We start from the raw sequence: 6,000 nt of genomic DNA, 5'->3' as shown, positions 1-6,000 counted from the left end.
GCTCCAGATCTACCCTACTACTCCAATAATCGACTCAACATGGATTGCAGAAGTAGCCATGAGCAGCAACGTAGTGGAGGGGACGGAATTGATTCTGGAGAAGCGGAGCGGTCGCGTTTGTTCCCGGATTTCCCCCTTACGAGGGGAATCCAAGAAATCCGGAGACAACCAGCGATCGGAAGAACAATCCATCCCCGAAACGTCCACCAAGCTGCTCCAGATCTACCCTACTACTCCAATAATCGACTCAACATGGATTGCAGAAGTAGCCATGAGCAGCAACGTAGTGGAGGGGACGGAATTGATTCTGGAGAAGCGGAGCGGTCGCGTTTGTCGCCGGATTTCCCCCTTACGAGGGGAATTCAAGAAATCGGGGGACAACCAGCGATCGAAAGAACGATCCGTCCCCGGAACGCCACCATGCTACTCAAACCCTACTTCTGCTCCCGTGGCTTAGTCGATAAACCCTTCCATGATTATGGTTGGCACACCATTAGCCTGCCAAGCGCCTTTGCCGTAGCCACTGTTATAACCTGGTGTGGCCTGAGGCTCCCAGTAGAACACACCTTTACCTTTGCCATTCGGTAAATTACGAATTTGATTTTTCATCGATGCCACCAAACTCTTTCCAATTGCCGGTTGATTGTTATCCATACCGATTTCGGAGATCATGATCTCCTTACCATAACGAGTAATCAGATTTTTGGCATTGTTTATCGTATTGGTTACTGCAGTATTCCATCCGGATGGAGAAGGGTACAGGGACATAGCAATCATGTCAAAATTAGCACCGTTGCTGATCAGACCTCCAATATTCCATACATACAGATTATTATCGTCCCCATTGGCGAGATGAACCACTGTTTTGGTGCCGCTGCTAATGGACTTTACAGCGTTATGACCTGTATTCACAAGCCATGCGTAGTTTTTCATATTGTTGGAGGCTTTGCCATCCTCCCATAACATACCGTTATTCGTTTCATTACCGATCTGTACCCAGTCAGGAGTCACGCCCTTACTTTGCATCGTAGTCATTACATCGCGTGTATGATTCCAGACAGCGTCCATCAGCTGTTGGAAGGTATAGTTTTTCCACGCAGCCGGTTTGGTCTGTTTGCCCGGGTCTGCCCAAGAATCACTGTAGTGTAGCGTCAACATTACGCTCATGCCTGCATTTTTGGCACGTTGCGCCAGAGAAGCAGCACGATCCTTATTCATGTAACCGTTACCATAATCATTTGAAGGATTAACGAATACGCGGATGCGAACCGAATTGATCTGATAATCTTTTTTCAAAATATCAATGATGTCTCGCTGAACACCGTTCTTATCTTTCCATTTGTAACCTTGGGCTTCCATCCCGGGAACCCAACTAATGTCCGCACCTTTGGCAAAACTAGGTGCCGCGCTAACTTGCTGACCAGGAGGCAGCATAATGGAGGTGAACAACAGCACAAAAGCCAAAGCAATGGATTTTTTGAAACCCCTTACAAATTTAAACATTACAAAATCCCTCCTTGTATTGGGTATCTAAGATACGTCCTAATTATAGTGGGGGTGGATTGTTAAACTATAGGGTTTATTTCCAATATTTTGGTTGTTTTCTCAACTTTTCTACGAAAAAAAGGCAAACAAAAAGCCGTCCGAAGACGGCTTTTCTACCCGTGGCGCTTTTTGAAACATTGATCCGTATCCCGCGCCTCCAACTAGGCTCTTTTATTTTGAGCTAGTGGATCGGGTAAGGGACACGTTCAACATGTGATTAGAAATGTTGACGCACCTCCTTTCCTTGTGGCAAGAGTATACAACACTTTGTTTCGGAAAGCTAGTCTTTTTATCATCTTTTTTTAGGAGAAATTACAAATATCTGCTATGGCTCACGAAGGTGCCTAATGACACCATTAGCAATGCAGTGGTAACTCATTCAACGAAGCTTTATTTCTCCGTTTGGAACATCGTAATATCGCGCGCATAATGACTCTTCGTACCATTATCATTGCGAATACGTACGCTCTCTTCACCGATGCGTTCGACGATTCCCCGGCCAACCTCACAGTATACGCCTGCTGGATCCTCCTGCCATGCTGTTACGACACATTGGGAGAGGGCTGCAGTGAAAAATTCTATATTTTTTTGTAACGTTCTTGGTTTGTTCGATTTCATTATATACTCCTTTAAGATATGCTTATTTATAAGAGGACAGTTGCCGACCTATTTCACACTGTACATCACTTTACTCTGTCTGCTGATCTTTGTAAAGGGATGGAAAAAGTTCGGTTAATCAGGTATCATTTACATAAATTTTACACTGCATTTACATTGCGCTGACGCTTATATCCAATCACGGATAGTACAATTAGTGAAGAACATCTAACCAAGGATTGATATGCAACATATTCGGAGGGGCATTCATGCATAGAGATATCAAAACAGGCAACTATGTTAACCGTGATTTAAGTTGGGTCGAATTCAATCGACGTGTACTTCAAGAGGCTCAAGATCAGACAACTCCTTTATTGGAGCGTTTAAGATTTCTCGGTATTGTCGCTAGCAATCTGGACGAGTTCATGAGTGTAAGGGTAGCAGAGACCAAAGAAAAGATCAAAGCTGGATTTACGCAAAAAGATTTCTCGGGGTATACCCCTGCTGGTTTATATCGAAGACTGATTAAACGAACTGGAGCGATGGTTACCGAGCAGTATAAAACCTATCGGGAGCTCATTCGTCTCCTCGCCAAAAAGGGTGTCGTTTTACAAGAATATATTGATTTGAATGCGACGCAGCAGCGTGCGATGGATCAGTATTATCACGAGATTATTTTTCCTGTATTAACCCCTATGGCAATTGACCAGAGTCGTCCATTTCCATTGGTACACAATAAATCGGTATATCTGTCCGTGATGTTGCAGAAGGAAGGGGAGCAAGAGGACGAGCCGTTCTTGGCGATTGTTCAGGTGCCTTCTAATCTGCCACGGGTTGTGCCTATTCCACTTCGAGCCAATAGTAAAAAGAAAACGTTCATTCTGATTGAAGATCTAATCAAGCATCATATTCATACGCTCTTCAGCGGATATGTACCGCTTGCTGTACAAGAGTTCCGGGTAACTCGTAATGCGGATTTATCCATTAATGAAGAAGAGGCTGAAGATTTACTTGAAGCGATTGAGAAAGAACTGCGTCGTAGACGCCGGGGATCACCAGTACGACTGGAAGTCTGCAAGGATTTTAGACAAGATGCCCTGGATGAGTTGCAGGAAGAATTCGAGATCCAAGATCCGGTATACGAGATTGATGGACCACTAGACCTAAGTTTCCTGGCTGGATTTGTGGATAGTTTGGAAGGATTTACTCATCTGAAATATAGCCCTGTCAAACCGGTGTATCCGCCTGAGTTCCTTCCACGTGAAAGCCATTTTGAATTATTGCGTAGACGGGATGTACTTGTTCATCATCCCTATGAATCGTTTGAGCCTGTTACCGACTTTATATTGGAAGCTTCGGAAGATCCAAAAGTAATGGCGATCAAAATGACATTATATCGGGTTAACGGTGATTCTCGCTTAATACCAGCGCTAGCTTTGGCGGCAGAGAGTGGAAAGCAGGTTACGGTCGTTGTAGAGTTGAAGGCTCGCTTCGATGAAGAACGTAACATTGCTTGGGCTCGTAAGCTGGAGAAGGCAGGGTGTCACGTCGTCTATGGACTAGTTGGTTTGAAGACCCATGCCAAAATTATTCTTGTGGTACGAAGAGAACAACATGGCGTACGACGTTATGTTCACGTTGGAACAGGTAACTATAACGAGAGTACCGCCAAAGTATATACAGATGTAGGGCTGTTCACATCCAATCCGATCATTGGTGAGGATGCGTCAGGACTATTTAATGAAATTACGGGATATTCTGGACCTAAGGCATTACAAGCATTTAGAGTGGCGCCGGACGGCATGAAGGATGAGCTCTTTGCTCTGATTCGCCGAGAGAGAGAACATGCTCAGCAAGGGCGCAAGGCTCGAATCATTGCCAAAATCAACTCACTTTCTCACCAGGATATGATTGATGAGTTGTATATTGCATCTCAAGCTGGTGTGCAGATTGACCTCATTGTGCGCGGCGTATGTTGTTTACGCCCTGGGGTAGAGGGATTGAGTGAGAATATTCGCGTGATCAGTATTGTAGATCGTTTCCTGGAGCATTCAAGGTTGTTCTATTTTGAGAACGCCGGCAACCCGGATGTATTTCTCTCCAGTGCGGATTGGATGACACGAAATCTGCAACGTAGAATTGAATTGATGTGTCCGGTGTTTGATCCTGAACTGAAGCGAATGCTGGTCGACATTCTGAACTTATCTCTTAACGATAACGTCAAGGCTAGAGAGCTTATGCCTGGCGGTAACTATGTATTTGTAAAAAACGAAAAACCCCCGCTGAGAAGTCAGACGGAGGCAATGGGTATTATTCCTTGGAAGCCTGCTGAATGGAGTATACTGACGTAACTCCCCAAGCCTCTTCCAGATCTTTGAGGGCATCTTCTAGACCGCTAAGTTCCATTAACGGCTCTGCTGCACAGATGAAATGCATCTGCAGCGAGCCGTTTTTTGTCGTGGCCGTAACAGCAGAGATACTCTCTGAGCGATTAATGGCTTCCGAGGCACGTAAAATCGAGCCGAGTCGATGGGCATGACGCTCATCTGAATCATTTAGAATGTCCTTATGCTTATTCAGCAATTGGGGCGTTCTTTTTTTGGGGTGGTAATCAGCTGCAATTGCAGTCAGCACCGTCTCTCGGTGAGAAAGTCCGTAAATCCCTGCATTCATAATCCAATAGGAGGAGTGCTGGGTATACCGGAAATAATTGATCTGCTTACCTGCGCCATGCAGCATGGAGGCTGTATATAGAATCCGTGCATCCGCTGGTTCTGGAGCTTCACCCTTTAATGCACGGTATAGAACAACCGCATCCTGATGCACGCGTTTCAGATGCTTCTCAGGAACCGGGGGGCCAAAATGGATGAAATTACGAACGCTGATTTCTAGTGCATTAGGTGCTTCAGGACATAGCGGTGACATCAAATCTCGAAGGATTCCGTCACGCAAGCCTGCTCCACTAACCACATAATGATCCCCTTGGATCATATCGAAGACCGTACGTAGAATAAGAATGCCTGGAACGATGATATCTGCTCGATCCTTGGCTAGACCCGGTACCTTTTTGCGCTGTGCTGAAGTGAGATGAGGCAGGGATTTGCACATGTTATCCATAGAAGCAGCGCTGATCTCGTAGTGATGGCTTACAGGCAACGAATATTGCGTTCGCTTTTGCTCAATTTTGGCCAAGGTACGCATGGTGCCACCAAGACCGATTAAGGGAAGTCCAGGATGCTGTCTGACCCAATCATGTTCGCTTAGTGCCTCAGCAACTTGATTACATAGTGCCTCAATATGATCGTTTGACCAAGTATCCTCGCCACCATAGCGTGCATAGGAATTAACAGCACCGATGGGAAGGGAGATGCTATGTAGTCTTTTTCTGTCTCGAAATACTGTGATCTCTGTACTGCCGCCGCCAATATCCACGACATAACCATCAGCCAGATCAATGGACTGGATGACCCCAAGGAATCCATAATAGGCCTCTTGATCTCCGGATACACATTCAACTTCAAGTCCTGTTTCCTGTTCGATCCACCCGATAATCTCTTGAGCATTCGTAGCATTACGAATAGCTGCGGTAGCCGCGGCGCGGATACGATTAGTTTGGAATGCTTCACATTTCGCCTTGAATTGCTTCAAAACGGTAATAGCCTTATCCAATGAAGGACGATGAATCTGTCCGTTTGCTTCAACTGCATTGCTCAGGCGAGCAGCATATTTATCTTCATGGATATTCCGGTATGCTCCATCTTGATCCAGTTCGTAGATGACAAGACGGATTGAGTTCGAGCCAATATCGATAATGCCAAGCGTTTCGTTTTCTTTCATATGCATCTCCTTCTATCAGTT

At 45.4% G+C, this 6,000-nt stretch carries 4 protein-coding genes; 1 reads left to right on the top strand and 3 read right to left on the bottom strand.

All coding sequences use genetic code 11. The annotated features are described in order from the left end of the window. Positions 1–453: 453 nt before the first annotated feature. Entirely contained in the window at positions 454–1,434 is a 981-nt protein-coding gene (locus MH215_RS26945) for a glycoside hydrolase family 53 protein (RefSeq protein WP_239294047.1), read from the bottom strand. A gap of 501 nt (positions 1,435–1,935) precedes the next feature. Next, on the bottom strand, positions 1,936–2,163 hold the full coding sequence (locus MH215_RS26940) for a hypothetical protein (RefSeq protein ID WP_056702379.1): 228 nt from the start codon (positions 2,161–2,163) through the stop codon (positions 1,936–1,938). A gap of 248 nt (positions 2,164–2,411) precedes the next feature. Here MH215_RS26940 and ppk1 point away from each other — a divergent pair, with 248 nt between their 5' ends. Beyond that, positions 2,412–4,493, top strand: coding sequence for a polyphosphate kinase 1 (gene ppk1, locus MH215_RS26935; protein WP_056702382.1), 2,082 nt, complete (start codon positions 2,412–2,414; stop codon positions 4,491–4,493). Here ppk1 and MH215_RS26930 read toward each other — a convergent pair. Continuing rightward, positions 4,453–5,979, bottom strand: a complete 1,527-nt coding sequence (locus tag MH215_RS26930) for a Ppx/GppA phosphatase family protein (protein WP_056702385.1) — start codon at positions 5,977–5,979, stop codon at positions 4,453–4,455. The genes ppk1 and MH215_RS26930 overlap by 41 nt on opposite strands. Positions 5,980–6,000 lie beyond the last annotated feature (21 nt).

It is taken from the genome of Paenibacillus sp. ACRSA, assembly GCF_022346845.1.
Classification (GTDB): Bacteria; Bacillota; Bacilli; order Paenibacillales; family Paenibacillaceae; genus Paenibacillus.
Note: the sequence above shows the minus strand (reverse complement) of the source record. Positions and strands in the feature narration are given on the sequence as shown.